This is a genomic window from Paenirhizobium cremeum, from assembly GCF_022884085.1.
GTDB lineage: Bacteria > Pseudomonadota > Alphaproteobacteria > Rhizobiales > Rhizobiaceae > Allorhizobium > Allorhizobium cremeum.
The window spans coordinates 240,069-257,256 of sequence record NZ_JAGGCS010000008.1 but is presented as its reverse complement, the minus strand read 5'-3'; the positions used below and the strand labels follow the sequence as shown (position 1 = coordinate 257,256).

The following is a 17,188-nucleotide window of genomic DNA, read 5'->3' as shown; positions in this document are numbered from 1 at the left end:
GCGCAAGCGTAACACCTCGACCACCAAACGGTGTCGTTATACTGCTTCTCTCCATTTCGTAGCCTCCAAGCTGTAGGCAATACGAAAATGCTCACCAAAATGGCGTTCCGACTTGACAGGTGATTCGGTGGGAGCTATTGGTGTCTTCGCTACAAGATACAAAGGCTCTCAGGTTGGTTCGCCGCTTGGGGGCCTTTCGTTTTACCGCAATAGCTATCCTTTCACGTCCAGTTTCTGTTCTAGTTACCGCTGCAGAACCTTGTCAGCTGACAAGGTTTATCGTTAGCCTTGGCCGTCTTCTTCAACAAAACGCTCAATAAGGCGTGGCATTTCCGCCTGTAGAAAGGCCGAGAAGGACCGCCCGCGCGCTGTGGACGCGATGAGCCGCAGTCCTTTGTCTGAGACCTTCAACACGCCGAGGGGCTCTCCGCCAGGCTCGATCAGATCCAGGCTATCGGCTTCTCCATTGCTCGCATTCGAGGCCTTCAGGGCATCAAACGCCAAACGGAAGCGTTCATCGGAAGAAAGTTTCAAAACCTTGTCAGCTGACAAGGTTTTGAGAACACGTTCCTCCGAATTGGACACCAGTGAAAATCGTCTGGAAAAATCCACCCAACGCGGACGTCCGACTTTGGGCGCGCGACCTATACGCTCGATTAGCTCCAACGGAACCGCCCTGTAAACGGAACGCATCCTCGCCAGCTCCGGATCGTCGATCGACAGAGCAGAACGGATATCTCGCGCCTTCAGGCCTGCATCATCCATGCGGCGAGCAAACAGCGTTCGCTCGATCCATGTCAGATCCTGCCTCGATGCGTTCTCAAGTCCCTGCGAAACAACCATTTCGCGGTCGGACATTTCAACGACGATAGCCTTGACGGGACGGCTGAGTTCTTTCGCTGCCCGCAAACGCCTATGGCCGTAGACCACCTGGTAACGTCCGGCCTCGTTCGGATGCGGACGCACTTGGATCGGGACACGCTGTCCTTCGGTTTCGATCGTCTGTCTGAATTCGAGATAACCCGCATCGCCATCATCCGGCAAACGATCCGGAAAAGGCGAGGGGTCCACCAGCGCCGGATCCAGCTCGCTCGATGCACCACCGCCCGAGGCGAGCAGTGCCGCGAGACGATCATGCTCGGCGCGCAACGCACCGATCGATCGATCGGCAGCCCCAATCACGCCCGCGCCGACGCGCGGAAGCGGCGAGGGGCGGGGTGTCGCCGGAACGGTCGCCGGTGTCACATCAGCCGCCTCATTGGCGTCGATTCCCGCCGCCAGCAATCCGAAACTTGCCGTGATGGATTTCTTGCTCATGCTCTACCCCAACTCGATCGAACCAACTCAAGGATCGCCTCGTTGACGGAATCCATGGCTTCCCGTGCCCGCTTATGGGTATCCCGGCCGACCTGGCCCATCTCGAGTTCATAGAGACTGCGCTTGGCAAGCCCCGCCGCCTCAATGGCCGTGCTCTCGACCGCAGTCGGCAGCAGAACATCGTCTCCGAACAAATGCCTGAGCATGGCGACGATCTGCGACTGCGGCTGATCGTTGGGATCGTGTCGGGTCACCAGATACTTGAAGAAGTCCTGCTTCAATTCGGCGCCGTTCTCGTTCAGAACCTGGACCAGATCCCCCATCATCAGCAGAAACTGGCTCATGGAGGAAACGTCGAGCATCGCTGGATGAACGGTCACGATCATTCCGGTCGCAGCGTAAATGGCCGCGAGCGTCAAAAAGCCCAGGGACGGCGGCGTATCGAGAATGACAACATCATATTTCCCCTCGACATCTCCGAGCGCAAGTTTCAAGCGCTCGAAGAATATTCCGCCGGCCCGGCCACCACCCTGAGACAGAACCCGCGGGGTATCATGCTCATATTCCATGACCTCCAGATTGCCGGGGATTAGGTCAATTCCTTCAAAATAGGTCTTGCGGATGATTTCGCCGATCGGGCGCCGCCTTTCGTCATAGCGAAGCGCGGCATAAATCGTCTCGTTCGATCCGACATCGACCTCCGGCTGGGCACCGAACATTGCCGACAGGGAGGCCTGAGGATCAAGATCGATCGTCAGCACCCGATAGCCATGCAGCGCGAGGTAATGCGCCAGATGTATGCTTGTCGTCGTCTTGGCGCTTCCGCCCTTGAAATTCGAAACAGCAAGGATCTGAAGATGCTCGCCGGGGCGGCGATGGGGAAGGAAGCGCAGGGCTTCCGCTGGCTTCTGCTCAGCGAAGAACGCACGCAATTCGTTGATCTGCGCCAGGGTATAGGCGCGATGATTGTTTTCAAGCCTGCTGGGCACCGGCCCACGCCCCTCGATCGACATCAGCTTGAGCGTCGAATCCGGTATGGATGTGAGTTTGGAAACTTCGTTCGTCAGAAAGTACCGCAGCGTTTTTTCCGAACGGGGAGGGTACATGCGGGCACGAAGCTGCTGCAACTGATTTGACAGCATGCTTGCGTGTCTGACGATCTTCTCGGCGGTATCTTCCTGCCCGGAGATTTCCCGTCTGATCTGAGTGTTTAGCGCCATGGGTCCCTCTTGGCGGCCAAAATGCGTTTTGTCGGCCATTACTCGCCAAGCAAGGACACGATTCTCAGTTCGCCGCAAGCGAAATAGGGTTAACGCCTCCCTAATTTCTTCGCCCTCCACAGGCGAAATGCCGACTCAAACCGGCCATTGGAAACACAATTACAGCCATTTAGCCCCGTTGCGGCGCTGTTTGGAACTCCGGCCAGTTCCACACGACCCCGCCGCTTTAAAATGCCATAAGCTGCATCCAACGCCGCGTTTTCGGCCAGTCTAACCAGAATCGCTCGGGAGGTGCGTGCGACTCACATCCCAATCGACGCAGGGATAATCCACCTCTTATGGATGCAGGAAAACGCCTCGCTGAGCCCTCCCTCGTGAAGAACGAGAACGATCTCCGCCGCCATATGTCGGATGGCAACGAACGGCGACACTGATAACGCGCGAAACCCTCGGTTATGAGGCAGGGGAGGGGGCGGGACCGACGGAGGCCCGCTCGATCAATCGGGTGTCGAGCACAACCCTGCGGCCCTCACCGGTTTCGCCTTTCAGACGTCCCACAAGCAGCCTCGCTGCAGCCTCGCCCAGTTGATAAACCGGCTGCTGTACCACCGTCACCGGTGGAGAGGTCACCGAGGTCCAGTCCGCATCATGGAAGGACACCAGGGAGAGATCATCCGGAAGGATGAGGCCCAACTCACGCGTGACCCTGAAGACCTCCAGGCCGATCACACTGTCGGAGGCGATAATTGCAGTCGGACGCTCCGTCGAACGGAACATGCCCATGACGATCTGCCGCGTTGCCTCCGGCCTGTTGGCGCCAACACACACCCATTGTTCCACGCCTTCCAGCGACGCTTCGCGGCATGCACCCAGATGGCCCTCGATGCGTCGCCGCACAGAGTCCGTGTAGATATCCTCCGGCGTGCGAAAAACATGATCGGCGGTATCGCAAGCGGTCACATAGGCAATGCGCCGGTGACCCTGTGCAATCAGCAGCCTCGTCACGCTTTCCGCAGCATGCTTGTCATCGGCGATGACGGTGTCGACGTTCAACGATCGCGCGGAGCGATCCAGCAGTGCGAGAGGACGGCCCGAGCGCTCGATGTCCTTCAGGTGCTCCACATCACCCTCCTTCGCCGGTGAGACGATGAGCCCGTCGACGCGCTTGGCAACCAGCGTGCGAATTGCCGCCTTTTCCGCGGCGACGTCCTCCCCGGAGTTGGACAGGATGACGTTGAAACCAGCAAGGCGGGCGACATCGGTAATGCCCCGCACGGCAAGGCTGAAGAAGGGGTTCTCGATATCGCCGACGACGACGCCGATGGTTCCCGATCGTCCGGTGGTCATGGAGCGGGCGAGTTCGTTGGGGCGATAATCCAGCGCGCTGGCTGCCGCCTTCACCGCGTCGCGGACCTTGGCACTAACCGTGCCATAACCTCCCAGAACGCGGGCCGCTGTTGCTTTGGAGACGCCAGCCTCGCGGGCGACGTCGGCTACCGTAACCGAGGAAGATCTGGCGGGGCTCTGTTCCATGACATTAGCCTTACAAGAGATGTTGACGGCTGGCAAATGCGAATATAACAATTGTCAAAATCAAAAGAGACCGGTCTCACAACATAAAGAGACCGGTCTCACAAAAAATCGTGAATCCCGGCATATGCGACGAGTATGGGCCGGACGGTGTCTTCGGCTGCCGTCCGGACGGGACCCTTGCGCTTGAAAACGTCGCAAACGAGACCACCAGAGCAGGAGAACGAACCCATGAAATTCCTCGAAGCGAAGTCTTATTCCATAGGCCGAATGCGGGCTGCCGTGCTCGCGCTGGCTCTCTCCTTTACCGGCGTCACAGCCACGGCGGCGCTTGCGGAAGACAATCCCTACGGATTGATCGACCCGAACATCATCAGCGTCGGCACGATGGGCGATGCCAAGCCCTATACCTTCACCACCGCCGACGGCAATTTTACCGGCTTTGACATCGAACTGTTCCTGAACGTTGCAGAGCGCATTGGCTACAAGAAGGATCAGGTCGTGTTCACCGGTCAAGAGTTCTCGGCCTTGATGCCCTCCGTCGCGAACGGCCGTTTCGACGTTGCGGTTGCGGCTATCGGCACGACCGAGAAACGCAAGCAGACCGTCGATTTCTCTGACGGCTATCTCGCGGGCTATCTCTCGGTGCTGACGCCGGATGCGAAGATCACCAACGCCGAAGGCCTGAAAGGCAAGCGCCTCGGCGTCGTGCAGGGCACCCTGCAGGAGATCTATGCCGAGAAGAACTTCAGCGGCGCCGATCTGGTCAAGTTTCCCGACAACAACTCCGCAGTCGTCGCACTCAACAATGGCACGATCGATGCTCACTTCCTCGATTACGAGGCAGCAAAGGATTATACCGCCCGCCACACGGATCTGAAGGTCACCATCAACATTCCAAGCTTCGACGCACCGGCCGGTTTCGTGATCCGAAAGGGCAACGACGCCTTCCGCGAAGCTCTGAACAAGGGGCTGCATGAAGCCATGCAGGACGGAACCTGGAAGACCCTCTACGAGAAATGGTTCCCCGGCTCGCCGATGCCGGCCGAATATCTTCCCAAGTGATATCGCCAGGTGATCCCGTTCGGCCCGGCGGCATGCCGCCGGGCCCCGCATTTCAAGGAAGAGCTTGATGAACTGGCTTGAAAATCTGCGTCGCAGTTTCCTCGACTGGAACGCGATGGCCGAGGTGCTGCCGACGATGATTGCGGTCGGCCTGAAAAACACCCTGATCCTCGCCGCCGCTTCCACCGTCTTCGGTGTGGTCATCGGCATGGTACTGGCGATCATGGGGATTTCCCGATCGCCGTGGCTGCGCATTCCAGCGCGCATCTATACCGACATTTTCCGCGGACTGCCGGCGATCGTCACGATCCTCTTGATAGGGCAGGGCTTCGCCCGGATCGGCCGCGAACTTTTCGGCCCGTCACCCTATCCGCTCGGGATCATGGCACTCAGCCTGATTGCGGGCGCCTATATCGGCGAGATCTTCCGTTCCGGTATTCAAAGCGTCGATCGCGGCCAGATGGAAGCCTGCCGCGCGCTGAGCATGAGCTATGCTCAGGGCATGCGGCTGATCGTGGTGCCCCAGGGAGTGCGACGGGTGCTGCCGGCGCTGGTCAACCAGTTCATCGGCAACGTCAAGGATTCGAGCCTCGTCTACTTTCTCGGCCTCCTGGCCTCCGAGCGTGAGATCTTTCGCGTCGGTCAGGATCAGGCGGTCGTCACCGGCAATCTCTCGCCGCTTCTGCTCGCGGGGATATTCTATCTCGTCATCACCGTGCCGCTGACCCATGTCGTCAACATGATCGACACGCGCCTGAGGCTCGGCAAGCAGAAACCGGCCGGCATCGCAAGCGGTCTCGAAGAGGTGGATGAGCTCGACGGCGCAAAACACATGGATCAGAAGCCGGGAGCGGGCTTCAAGGGCGGCAGCCTCGATGTGAGGAACCTCGGCATGGCCTATGGCGAGCTGGATGTGCTGAAGGGAGTGGACCTTTCGGTGCGCCCGGGTTCTGTCACCTGCATCATTGGACCCTCCGGGTCGGGTAAGTCGACGCTGCTGCGCTGCCTCAACCGTCTGGTCGAGCCGAAAGCCGGCGACGTGTTGCTGGATGACGACAGCATTCTTGCCATGAAGCCCGAAAAGCTCCGCCGCCGGGTCGGCATGGTATTCCAGCATTTCAATCTCTTCCCGGACCATACGGCGCTCGAGAACGTCATGCTGTCGCTGACCAAGATCAAGGGACTGCCGAAGGAAGAAGCCGAGCGCATCGCCAAGGCAAGGCTGGCGGATGTCGGCCTGGCAAGCCGCCAGCATCATCGCCCCAGCGGCTTGTCGGGCGGTCAGCAACAGCGCGTGGCGATTGCCCGGGCGCTCGCCATGGAGCCCGAGGTTATTCTCTTCGACGAGGTAACGAGCGCGCTCGACCCCGAGCTGGTGAAGGGTGTCCTCAACCTGATGGCCGATCTCGGCAAGCATGGCATGACGATGGTGGTCGTCACGCATGAAATGGGCTTTGCACGGCGCGTGGCCGATCAGGTCGTGTTCATGGACGAGGGCCGCGTCGTGGAGGCAGGAACGCCCGAAGCGATCTTCGACCGTCCGCAGAGCCCGCGCCTCCAGCGCTTCCTGGCGGAAGTGCTCTGACCCGTATCTGCATGAAAGAAGGTGCGAAGTGACGCAGACGATAAGATGGGGACCGGGATCTTACCGGCGGCGGGCGGAAGGAAATCTTGATCGAGCCTGTCGACCAGTATCGCCTTCAGGCGGATGCCTTTGCGCATGCCGTCCTCACGGGCGAACTCTTGGAAACCGGCCTTGATGATGCCGTCGCCAGCATGAAGGCGATTGACGCCCTGTTCCGCTCGGCGCGGACCGGGCTTTGGGAAACTCCCTTATTACATCCAACCACATTTTGATCCGACAGACGAAAAGACAAGACCATGACAAACAAGATCTCCTCTGCAATCATCATCGGCGCCGGCATTTTCGGTGTCTCCACGGCGACCCAGCTTATTCGCCGCGGGGTGAAGGTAACCATCATCAACGATGGCTCTCCGGCCAATGGTGCATCCGGGCGCTCCCTTTCCTGGCTCAACTCGGCCCGCATACGCTCGGAGGAATATCATCGCCTGCGCATGGCGGGTATCGACCGCTACCGCACGCTGTCGGCAAAGCTGCCCGATGTGGACTGGCTGCGCTTCGAGGGCGGCCTCACCTGGGATGCAGACAATGCCGGCAACGAGATCGACGCTGCCTATCGTCACGAGATATCGCTGGCCTATGATGCGCTGCATGTGCAGGGTTCGGAGATCGCCAAGATCACTCCCGGCATCGACGGCCGGGCGATCACCCCGCAGGGAGCAATTTTCAACCCCGGTGAAGGCTGGGTCGATCTGCCCATGCTGATCGATTATCTCCTCAAGGAGTTTTCGGCGCTCGGCGGTGTTCTGGTCACGGATCAGGGTGCGGCGTCGCCGCAGGTGGAAGGAGGTCGCGCCATCGGGGCCGTCACGGCTTCCGGCAAGCGGTTCGAAGCGGACGCCGTGCTGATCGCAACAGGCCCGGCGGTTCCACGCATGGCCTCCGATATCGGGGTGACTATCGGCGATGGAACGCCGATTGCCCTGCTCATCCAGACCAAACCGCTCGACCACCCGCTTCGCGCCGTCCTGAACACCCCCCGCGTCGCAATCCGTCCGGCGCCGAACGGTACCTTCTCGCTCGATGCGGACTGGGCGGCCGAAGAGGTCGAGGTCAGGGCGGACGGATCCTTTGCAGTGAAGGCCGAGACATTGCAGGGCTTGCTCGACGAAGCATCGAGAGTCATGGAAGGCAATCCGGTTCTGGAGGTCGTCTCCTATGGCGCAGGTCCGAAGCCCATCCCGGGGGACGGGGAACCGGTACTCGGAGAACTGCAGGGCGTTCCCGGTTGCTTCGTGGCCTTCAGCCATAGCGGCGCGACACTCGGCCTGATTGCCGGCGAACTCATGGCCTATGAAATGGCAACCGGTGCCCGCCATCCGATGCTCGCCACGTTCCGGCCGGAACGCTTTGCCAGCACGGCCTGACTGCGGAGCGAAGCGCCGGTCGCTCTCCCTCCCGCCCGGCCTCGCCTTCCAATCACGAAAAATTGATCGCAGTCCTTGCCAGCCAAAGGGAAGCGCATTTTCTGCGAACGGACGGTACTTTCAATCGCCGAATGCGTTGATAAATATGATTAAATAACTCTACTTTTATCGCGCCCACGCCCGTCGAGCTCCGAAGCAGCGGTGTAAATGCTTGGTATTGCCAAGAAATTTTGCGCCGCCTATGCGTTTGCGGCACGGAAAAACCTGCGGCATGCGAGAGGCGAGGTCCAGCAGGGTAGACATTCGGTATGGAACAGATGCCTCTCCATGTTTGGGAGCGGCATCGGACTTCGTTGGATAGGAAGGCGCGTTTGAGTGCTGTTCGGGAAAACGCCGGATGAACGAACGGCCCGACCTTCGCTTCGGCTTGTACACGACGCATCGTCCTGTACTCATCGACTACGCCAGCCGTCTGCTCGGTACGCGCGATGGCGCCGAAGACATCGTGCAGGAAGCGTTCCTGCGGTTCCTGCCGGCGACGACGAGTAATGACAGAGCCTTGCCGCCGAGGTCCTATCTGTTTCGCATCGTCCGTAATCTGGTGATCGACCGACATCGCCGGCGGAAACTCGAGGCGAGGCAGAGCGAGCAGGATGCGCCGGACTGGGCGGCGCCGCAGGCCATTCCGACGCCGGAGGAATCCATTCTATTCTGTGAGAGTATGCGCCGCGCCATGGATATGATCGCCAGCCTGCCGGAGAAGCAGCGTATTGCATTGGAGATGGTCAGGTTCGGCGGATACTCCGTCGAGGACGTTGCAGCGCACCTGGGAGTGTCGCTGCGCACGGCCTACCGACTGGTGGAGGACGCGATGATCGCGGTTACCACCCGCCTGCGGCAGGATACCGACGATCTTCCTCCTGCGGGGAGAAAACCCTAATATGATGAGCACCGAGTTCGCCGCCTTTTCGCGCAGGCGCGGAAGATGAAACAGGAACATCGGCTCGATTGTTCGCTCTGGCCACAGGAAGAACTGAAGGAGCCTGCAAAGGAAACGACGTTGGGCAGCAAGGCAAAGACAGAAAGGGAACTGCTCGGCGAGGCGACGCGCTGGATCCTCCGGCTGCGCGGCCTTCCGGAAGATTCCCCCTTACGGCTCGAGTTCGATGCCTGGGTGTCCACGTCGCCAGATCATCGATCCGCCTGGGCGAGTGTCAATCAGGCCTGGAACGTTCTCGGCGCGGCGCAGCCCGCCTATGCCGACAGAAACTGGGCCGCTGCTGCGCCTGATGCGGCGCGTTCACCCTCGCGTCGTTCGCATGGAATTGCCCGGCGGCGGCTGCGCCGGCCGTTTGTCCTTGCCGCTTCCGTTCTTGCTGCCATCTGTCTTCTCTGGGTGTTCGTGCCGGTGATGCTGATCGACTGGCGTTCCGATTACCGCACGGCGGCGGGCCAGACGGAACTCGTCCGCTTGGAGGATGGCTCGACGGTTGAACTCAGCGGCAGCAGCGCCATTTCCACGCAGATCGTATCCGCGGAACGTCGCGTCAGGCTGCTTGCGGGCGCAGCCTTCTTTGATGTCGCCCACGACGAGGGACGGCCGTTTCGGGTCGATGCCGACGGCATCGAAGTGACGGTGCTGGGAACCGCCTTCGATGTCGAGGTCTCCAGTGCCTCCACCACGGTCGCCCTGTTGCGGGGCTCGATCAGCGCAGAGATGACGGAAAGCGATGACGCACCCGTTGTTCTCCACCCCGGCCAGGTTGCGGTCATCGATCACACCGACGGCAAGGTCAGGGTCAAGGATATTGCCCTTGAGGATATCGGCGCGTGGCGGGACGGAAAGATCCTGCTCGAAGGAGTGACCGTCCGGGAAGCGATCGAGACCGTCCAGCGCTACCACACCGCCTGGATTGTCATGCCAGACAGTGAACTTGCCGAACGCAGGATCAGCGGTCTCTTCGACCTTGCCAATCCGGACAAGGCACTTGCCGCGATCGTCGGCCCCTTCGGCGGCAAGGTGCGCGCCATAACGCCGTTTTCTCGCGTGATTTCAGGCTTCTGATCGGTTGCAGAAGCAATCGCGCAAAAATTTCAGAAAAACTTGAGTCTTTTTGGCAATTTTTCTGTGCCGCTCGTCTCTACTCATGGAAGCGCTGGACATGACGTCCCGCGGGCATGATCGGAGACGGAAAGCAGAATGCGTATTGGGGGTAGGGTAAAGGGGTTGACGGCGGGCAGGGCGCTGGCATCGGGGACTGCCCGGTTGCTTGTCGGCGTAGCGGTGTGTGCGCTAACAGGCGCACCGGTCTTTCTTGCCGGAACATCTTTGGCACAGACTGCAGAGCCACAGATCCCGACACAGCCTGGCGTCCGTTCCTTCAATATTCTGGCCCAGCCGCTGACCGGCGCGCTAACGCAATTCGGACGGCAGTCCGGCCTGCAGGTGGCCTTTCCAACAGAGGTTCCCAGGGGGTTACGGTCGAACGCGGTGGTCGGGGTCTTCACACCCCAACAGGCTCTTGCACGCCTGACGCAGGGAACGGGTGTGTCCTATCGCATCACATCTGAAGGCACGGTCATCATAACTGCGCCCCAGACCGCGAACGATGCCGGCGCAGGTGCGATCGACACGGGTGACGACACGGTCCTTGAGCCGATCGTCATTTCCGGAAAGACCGGACGCTATGTCGCGACGGGCTCAGGCTATCAGGGCACGCCCGACTGGGTCTATCAGGAGCCGGCGTCGGTCAGCGTCGTTTCACGCGAGGCTATCCAGGGTAGCGGGGGCCGCAACACGCGGGATCTCTTCAACAACATTTCCGGCGTCTATGCGGGGGAGGGCAATGGCAGCTTCCCGACAGTATCTCCCAACATCCGAGGTCTCCAGGATGCTGGGCGCGTCGTGGTCTCGATCGACGGTGCCCGGCAGAACGCCCAGCGCGGTCTGGGCTTCGGTGGAAGCGACGGCGGCTATCAGTCGGATGCGGGGCAGGCCTATGTCGACACAGCCTTCATCCGTTCGGTCGAGGTGGAAAAGAGCACCGACGCTTCGTCGGGCAATGTCGGTTCGCTCGGCGGTTCGGTTGATTTCCGCACGGTGGGTGCGGATGATCTAATCAGAGACGGCAAGAACTGGGGCATCGAGCTGAACGCCGCGCGCGGCGACAATGCCTATGATTTTCAAGGTTCTATCCTCGGAGCAGCCCGCCTTGGCGATACACCGTTTTCCGTGACCGGAGGCTACAGTCGCACCAGGCTCGGCGAATACGAAATCGGCGCAAACGGGGATTCGACGACGACGGAAGAAACGATGAGGAACCAGCTAGGCCGCGAAAGCTGGTCGTCGCTGGTCAAGCTCGAGGGCGATTTCGGAGATGTCCAGACATCCCTTTCCTGGATGCATCAGGAAAACGAGTTCCTTTACGGTTCGTCCGGCGGCACCAGCCGCAATTTCGAAGACGTGCGCAATGACAGCGTTTCGGCGGAACTCAAATGGGATCCGGAAAGCGACCTGATCGATTTCACCGGCCGATTCTGGTTCAACGACGCCATGAACAACGAGATGCGGGAGGCACGAGATAACGGCACGCCCGACACTTTCATCGACGCAGGGATGAAAAGTTTCGGCGGTTCACTGGAAAATACCAGTCGCTTCGATACCCCTGCTGGGGCGCTCAGCGTCAATTACGGTGCCGAGGCTTTTCGCGATATAACAACCTCCAGCGCGTCGAGCGCGACCATCGATCTCAATCCCGATTGGGCCAGCAACTATACGTCCTTCAGCCCGGACGGTCGGCGCGATATGGCAAGCTTCTTCATCAACGGGGCGCTGGAGCCGGCGGACTGGGTCACCTTGCGCGCAGGGCTGCGTTATGACTGGTCGCGGCTGAAGGGAACGTCGACCTATTACAATCGCTATTCTTATACCGAAGTCATAGAAGTGCCCTGTGACCCACTTTCCAACCATTACACCGCGGCACAGTATTACGATAGCGTAATAGCGGTTGGCAGCAGTAATCCTCCTCCTCGGGCGATATTCATAAACGTCCTCTGGCCCAACAGCTTCGCTTCGCGATGCATGGCTGGTACGGGGCCGTCCGCAACCCAGCACAACCCTGTGACAGTCTATCCCTCATACGATGTCGAAATAGACCGTACCGACGATGCCTGGCTGCCTTCGGCCAGCATCGAGTTCAAGCCAGCCGACTGGTTCCGTCCCTTCGTCACATATTCCCACAGCTTCCGTCCGCCGACCATTCTCGAAACCTTCTTCTCCGGAGGTACCCCCGGTGACGGTGCACCGGGCACGGTCTTTGCGCCCAATGAGTGGCTGAAGCCGGAACGGGCGCGTACGGCCGAAATCGGGGCCAACATTCTGCTGGACGACCTTCTGCAGGATGGAGATTCGCTGCGTCTGAAGGCTGCCGCCTTCTACCGCGAAGTGGATGATTACATCGTCCTCGGCTCCATCCTGACTCCAGGGGTAACCGACAGAAGCTACTATGGTTTCGTCAATTACGACGGCACCACCACCATGCGGGGCGTCGAACTAGAAGGAAACTACAACACCGATCGTTTCTGGCTCGGCGGGTCCATGACATTCCTCGATACGGAGTGGCCCGAAAAGACACAGGTCTTTTCCAATGGATCGATCACGACGGACGGCGAGGTCTTTGCGACCTCGGGTGCCGTAGCCCCGAGATTCAAGGTCACTCTTGACGCGGGCCTCAGGTTCTTCGAAACTCGTCTCTCCATCGGAGGTCGCCTGACGCATGTCACGCCAACCCAAAGCCGGAGCCTCGACGAGGACGGCAACCTGAGGGAGATTTCCGATCCCTATACCGTGGCCGATATCTACGCTTCCTACGCGCTGACCGAAAGCGCCACGCTCAAACTGGCCGTCAACAATGTGACGGACCGCAATTACATCCCGGCGACCAGTTCCTACACCGCGCCGGGAAGAACCTTCCTGGCGTCTCTCAACATGAGGTTCTGATGCAAGAAACCGGCAAGGATTTTTCAATGCGACGCAGTCTCCCCGAAACCGTTTCGGTTTTGCCCGGGGAGCACTGTCCGGGCTGAGATCCGGCATTTTGCAACACCCATCCGAGGAGCAGACAAATGGCTGCAATCATTGAACTCACTTCGGCTTCTTCCAATCTGGAGGCTTACCTGACGAGTTGGACCAGCGGTTTCCAGACAAGCTACGGCGCGTTCTGGGACGAGGGCGCGGGCCTTGTGACCAACCCCGTGGCTGGCACGACCTATGAGCAATGGGGCAACGGCACTGCCGGCAGCAAGGGCATCTACCTCGAAGGCGAGGTCCAGTATGCACGCGGCAACCTGACCGGTACGGTCGACACCATCACGCTCGGCAGCGGCTTCAGCCAGTCCAACGCCAGCGGCTTCAGCGTCTCCGCCGAACTCGTCATCACGCCCGACAGCACCATCCCCGGCGCCGGGCAGGACTCGTTCGATTGGGCGATCTACGATCTGACGGTCAACGGTTCTCTTTCCAGCTTCTACGACTACCTCGGCGAAGTCGGCACCGTTATCGAAGACACCGCCGCCTCCAATGTTCTCGTCGGCTTCTCCGGTGCGGACACCTTCGTCTTTTCCGGCGGCGTGGACACGGTCAAGGCAGGTCCTGCCGGCACTTATGGCTATCAGGACGGAACGGATACGCTGGACGTATCGGCATGGGGGGTGACCTCGACCGCCGACATCTACTGGTACGATGACACGAACGGCGACGCCGTTATCGGCTCGCTGACAGACGCTTCCGTCGGCATCACGCTGGTCGGTGTCAGTTCCAGCGTTCTCGACGTGAGCGACTTCATCTTCGCTCCGGCGCTGGCCGCGTGATGACGGCGCGGACGTGCTGAGGAAACCGACATATGCGCCGCCGCTGTCCCTGACAGCGGCGGTCGTCTCGCCGCTGAGGCAATCGCTTCTTGCGATTGCCCTCATCAGTGGTGTCGTCAATATCCTGGCGCTGACCTCACCCCTGTTTATGCTGCAGGTCTATGACAGGGTGCTTTCGAGCGGCAGCGTACCGACGCTGGTGGGTCTCTCCGTGCTGGCGGCCGGGCTCTATCTGTTCCAGGCAGCGCTCGACATCCTTCGGGCGCGGGTTTTGCTGCGGATCGGGGAGCACTTCGACAACAAGCTTTCCGGCCGCGTCCATGACGCCGTCGTCAGGTTACCGCTTCTCGCCCGCATGCCGGGCGACGGGCTTCAACCCTTGCGGGATCTCGACAGCGTGCGGGGCTTCCTGTCTGGAACGGGACCGACCGCCTTCTTCGATCTGCCGTGGATACCGCTTTATCTCGGCATCTGCTTTCTTTTCCACCTATGGATCGGCCTGACGGCGCTTTTCGGCGCAATCCTGCTCGTGCTCCTGACCATCCTTGCCAACACATTGTCGCAGAAATGGGTGAGCGAAACTATCGCGCAGAACATGGCCCGCAACGCCCTTCTGGAAAGCACCCGCCGCAACGCCGAAGTGGTGGCCGCCATGGGGCTTGCAGGCCGGATGGCAACCCGGTGGCGCATTGCCAACAACGCCTATCTCGCGGCGAACCGCCGGGCCGGCGATGTCGCCGGAGGCTTGGGCGGACTGTCGAAAGCCATGCGTGTGATGCTCCAGTCGGCGATACTCGCGGTCGGCGCATGGCTGGTCGTCGAGCAGAAGGCGACGGGCGGCGTCATTATCGCCAGTTCCGTCATGATGGGCCGGGCTCTTGCGCCTGTCGATCTCGCCATAGCCAACTGGAAATCGTTTCTTCTGGCCCGGCAAGGCTGGCCTCGGCTCAAGGAATTGCTGTCCAAGGTTCCGGACCAACCGCCGGTAACCGCCTTGCCCGCGCCGGAGAAGGAGTTGCGGGTCGAAGCCGTCACCATACTCCCGCCCGGCGAGCGCAAGCCGACAGTTGCCCAGGTCGGTTTCACCATCATTGCCGGCAGCGCCCTCGGGATTATCGGGCCTTCCGGTTCGGGCAAGTCCACCTTGTCGCGCGCGCTCGTCGGCGCATGGTCTCCTGCAGCCGGCAAGGTTCGCCTCGACGGCGCAAGCCTCGATCAGTGGGATAGGCAGGCGCTTGGACGGCATATCGGCTACCTGCCGCAGGGGGTCGAGCTCTTCGACGGCACGATTGCCGAAAACATCGCCCGCTTCGAGGAAAGACCTGATCCGGAAGCCATCGTCGCCGCAGCGAAGGCGGCAGGTGCCCAGGAACTCATCCTGCGGTTCGATGACGGCTACGAGACCCGCATCGGGGAGGGAGGGTCGGCGCTTTCTGCCGGACAACGACAGCGGATCGGCCTTGCCCGCGCGCTGTTCCGCGATCCCTTTCTGGTGGTTCTCGATGAACCGAACGCCAACCTTGATGCCGATGGCGAGGCCGCCGTCGTGCAGGCGATTGCCGGCGTGCGTAACCGCGGCGGCATCGCGATCGTGGTCGCACACCGCCCCAGCGCGCTCGGCGTGGTCGATCAGGTTCTGGTGATGGAAAACGGTCGACAGACGGCGTTCGGGCCACGCGACGAAGTATTCGCGAAGGTGCTGCAGACGCCACCCGCACCCTCAAAGGGCTTTCCGGCAACCGGCTCTGCGCTCAAGCCTCTGCGTGTGATCGCCAACCGGCCCGTGCCGGCGAAAGAAGCCCCGACCGGGCAGGAACAGGAGGAACCCGATGGCCGCCGCTGATGACAATCAGATCATCCGTTCGATCCGCCGCCACCTGGCGGCTGGGCTGGCGCTCGGCCTTGTCCTTGTCGGTGGGGCCGGCGGGTGGGCGGCAACGACCGAACTCGCCGGCGCCGTGGTTGCTTCCGGTTCGTTTGTCGTCGATTCCTATGTGAAGAAAGTGCAGCACCCCAAAGGCGGCGTGGTTGGAGAAATCCTTGTGCAGGAAGGCGCGCAGGTGCGGGCAGGGGACGTCGTCATGCGCCTTGACGCAACCCAGACCCGGGCCAGCCTCGCCATCGTCACTAAGCGCCTCGATGAGTTGACTGCCCGTCTGGCGCGCCTTGAAGCCGAACGCGACGATCTCGACGCGATCGATTTTCCCGACCAGTTGCTGGCCCGACGCGACAATCCGGACGTGGCATCTGCAATCCGCAGCGAGACGAGGCTGTTCGAGTTCCGCAGGGAGGCGCGTGCCGGCAAGAAGGCCCAACTTGGCGAACGCATCGCACAGTACGAACATGAGATCGAGGGTCTGAAGGCACAGGAAATCGCCTATGCCGATGGCCTCAGGGTTCTGCAGTCCGAGATCGTCTCGCAGGAAACCCTGCAGGAGAGGGGCGTCGTATCGGTCCAGCGGCTGAACAGCCTGCGAACGCAGGCCGCCACATTCGGCGGCGAGCGTGGTGAAAAGATCGCCTATCAGGCCCAGGCGCAGGGTCGCATCACTGAAACCCGGCTGCAGATCCTGCAGATCGAGCAGGATCTCAAGACGGAAGTCAGTCAGGAACTGCGCGAGATCCAGGGTCAGATCGGTGAATTCATCGAGCGCAAGACGGCAGCCGAGGACGAGCTGAAGCGCATCGATATCGTCGCACCACAATCGGGGACGGTGCACCAACTCGTTGTGCATACCGTCGGCGGTGTCGTGTCGCCGGGTGAACCGATCATGCTCATCGTCCCGAAAGGGGAAGACCTAGCGCTCGACGTGCGCATACAGCCAAAGGATATCGATCAGGTACAACCCGGTCAGAAGGCCGTCCTGCGTCTTTCCGCCTTCAGCCAGCGGACCACGCCCGAACTCAATGGCCATGTCAATCGCGTCGCCGCCGATCTTTCGACCGACGAGAAGAGCGGATTGACCTACTATCTCGTGCGTCTCTCCATCAGCCACGAGGAGATGCAGAAGCTAGGGGGACTGACCCTTGTGCCGGGGATGCCCGCAGAAGCGATGATAAAGACCGGCGACCGCACGGCGCTTTCCTATCTCGTCAAACCGATCAGCGATCAGATCAACAGAGCGTTTCGCGAGGAATGACTGAGCCACGCCGCCCGCCGATCGAACGATAACAAACCC

13 protein-coding genes are annotated in these 17,188 nt (G+C 60.6%); 10 read left to right on the top strand and 3 right to left on the bottom strand.

Annotation, left to right across the window (positions count from 1 at the left end; translation table 11 throughout):
• Positions 1–282: 282 nt before the first annotated feature.
• The 3 genes from repB to J5N58_RS16280 form a co-directional block, all read right to left on the bottom strand.
• A complete protein-coding gene (gene repB / locus J5N58_RS16290; RefSeq protein ID WP_112829879.1) occupies positions 283–1,317 on the bottom strand; it encodes a plasmid partitioning protein RepB in 1,035 nt (344 codons plus the stop codon).
• The gene (gene repA / locus J5N58_RS16285; protein WP_162708282.1) at positions 1,314–2,537 is read right to left on the bottom strand and encodes a plasmid partitioning protein RepA; all 1,224 of its coding nucleotides are present in this window, start codon (positions 2,535–2,537) and stop codon (positions 1,314–1,316) included. Before repA ends, repB begins: the two co-directional genes overlap by 4 nt.
• Positions 2,538–2,990: 453 nt before the next feature.
• Positions 2,991–4,070 (bottom strand): LacI family DNA-binding transcriptional regulator, encoded by a 1,080-nt coding sequence (locus J5N58_RS16280; RefSeq protein WP_113444266.1) that lies wholly within the window; start codon positions 4,068–4,070, stop codon positions 2,991–2,993.
• A 267-nt stretch (positions 4,071–4,337) separates the two neighbouring features.
• On the opposite strand from J5N58_RS16280, the gene J5N58_RS16275 reads away from it, so the two are divergent.
• The 10 genes from J5N58_RS16275 to J5N58_RS16225 all read left to right on the top strand — a co-directional run bounded on the left by J5N58_RS16275 (position 4,338) and on the right by J5N58_RS16225 (position 17,149).
• On the top strand, positions 4,338–5,132 hold the full coding sequence (locus J5N58_RS16275) for an ABC transporter substrate-binding protein (RefSeq protein WP_425314475.1): 795 nt from the start codon (positions 4,338–4,340) through the stop codon (positions 5,130–5,132).
• Between the two features lie 67 nt (positions 5,133–5,199).
• A complete protein-coding gene (locus J5N58_RS25975; RefSeq protein ID WP_280519987.1) occupies positions 5,200–6,717 on the top strand; it encodes an amino acid ABC transporter permease/ATP-binding protein in 1,518 nt (505 codons plus the stop codon).
• 86 nt (positions 6,718–6,803) lie between these two features.
• Positions 6,804–6,989, top strand: a complete 186-nt coding sequence (locus tag J5N58_RS16260; protein WP_244711641.1) for a hypothetical protein — start codon at positions 6,804–6,806, stop codon at positions 6,987–6,989.
• 24 nt (positions 6,990–7,013) lie between these two features.
• Complete coding sequence (locus J5N58_RS16255) at positions 7,014–8,141, top strand: NAD(P)/FAD-dependent oxidoreductase (protein WP_244711639.1); 1,128 nt, start codon at positions 7,014–7,016, stop codon at positions 8,139–8,141.
• Positions 8,142–8,538: 397 nt separating this feature from the next.
• Positions 8,539–9,081: an RNA polymerase sigma factor gene (locus J5N58_RS16250; RefSeq protein ID WP_162757484.1), complete on the top strand. Its 543-nt coding sequence runs from the start codon at positions 8,539–8,541 to the stop codon at positions 9,079–9,081.
• A 45-nt stretch (positions 9,082–9,126) separates the two neighbouring features.
• On the top strand, positions 9,127–10,206 hold the full coding sequence (locus J5N58_RS16245) for a FecR family protein (protein WP_244711637.1): 1,080 nt from the start codon (positions 9,127–9,129) through the stop codon (positions 10,204–10,206).
• A 135-nt stretch (positions 10,207–10,341) separates the two neighbouring features.
• Entirely contained in the window at positions 10,342–13,140 is a 2,799-nt protein-coding gene (locus J5N58_RS16240; RefSeq protein WP_244711635.1) for a TonB-dependent receptor, read from the top strand.
• A gap of 125 nt (positions 13,141–13,265) precedes the next feature.
• Entirely contained in the window at positions 13,266–14,009 is a 744-nt protein-coding gene (locus J5N58_RS16235) for a hypothetical protein (protein ID WP_112829871.1), read from the top strand.
• Positions 14,010–14,022: 13 nt separating this feature from the next.
• A complete protein-coding gene (locus tag J5N58_RS16230) occupies positions 14,023–15,852 on the top strand; it encodes a type I secretion system permease/ATPase (protein ID WP_425314473.1) in 1,830 nt (609 codons plus the stop codon).
• Positions 15,839–17,149 (top strand): HlyD family type I secretion periplasmic adaptor subunit, encoded by a 1,311-nt coding sequence (locus J5N58_RS16225; protein ID WP_112829869.1) that lies wholly within the window; start codon positions 15,839–15,841, stop codon positions 17,147–17,149. Before J5N58_RS16230 ends, J5N58_RS16225 begins: the two co-directional genes overlap by 14 nt.
• The last annotated feature ends 39 nt before the right edge of the window (positions 17,150–17,188 follow it).

Coding starts and splice junctions, on each gene's coding strand:
- repB (WP_112829879.1), bottom strand. CDS start 1,317: ATGAGCAAGAAATCCATCACGGCAAGTTTCGGATTGCTGGCGGCGGGA.
- repA (WP_162708282.1), bottom strand. CDS start 2,537: ATGGCGCTAAACACTCAGATCAGACGGGAAATCTCCGGGCAGGAAGAT.
- J5N58_RS16280 (WP_113444266.1), bottom strand. CDS start 4,070: ATGGAACAGAGCCCCGCCAGATCTTCCTCGGTTACGGTAGCCGACGTC.
- J5N58_RS16275 (WP_425314475.1), top strand. CDS start 4,338: ATGCGGGCTGCCGTGCTCGCGCTGGCTCTCTCCTTTACCGGCGTCACA.
- J5N58_RS25975 (WP_280519987.1), top strand. CDS start 5,200: ATGAACTGGCTTGAAAATCTGCGTCGCAGTTTCCTCGACTGGAACGCG.
- J5N58_RS16255 (WP_244711639.1), top strand. CDS start 7,014: ATGACAAACAAGATCTCCTCTGCAATCATCATCGGCGCCGGCATTTTC.
- J5N58_RS16250 (WP_162757484.1), top strand. CDS start 8,539: ATGAACGAACGGCCCGACCTTCGCTTCGGCTTGTACACGACGCATCGT.
- J5N58_RS16245 (WP_244711637.1), top strand. CDS start 9,127: ATGAAACAGGAACATCGGCTCGATTGTTCGCTCTGGCCACAGGAAGAA.
- J5N58_RS16240 (WP_244711635.1), top strand. CDS start 10,342: ATGCGTATTGGGGGTAGGGTAAAGGGGTTGACGGCGGGCAGGGCGCTG.
- J5N58_RS16235 (WP_112829871.1), top strand. CDS start 13,266: ATGGCTGCAATCATTGAACTCACTTCGGCTTCTTCCAATCTGGAGGCT.
- J5N58_RS16225 (WP_112829869.1), top strand. CDS start 15,839: ATGGCCGCCGCTGATGACAATCAGATCATCCGTTCGATCCGCCGCCAC.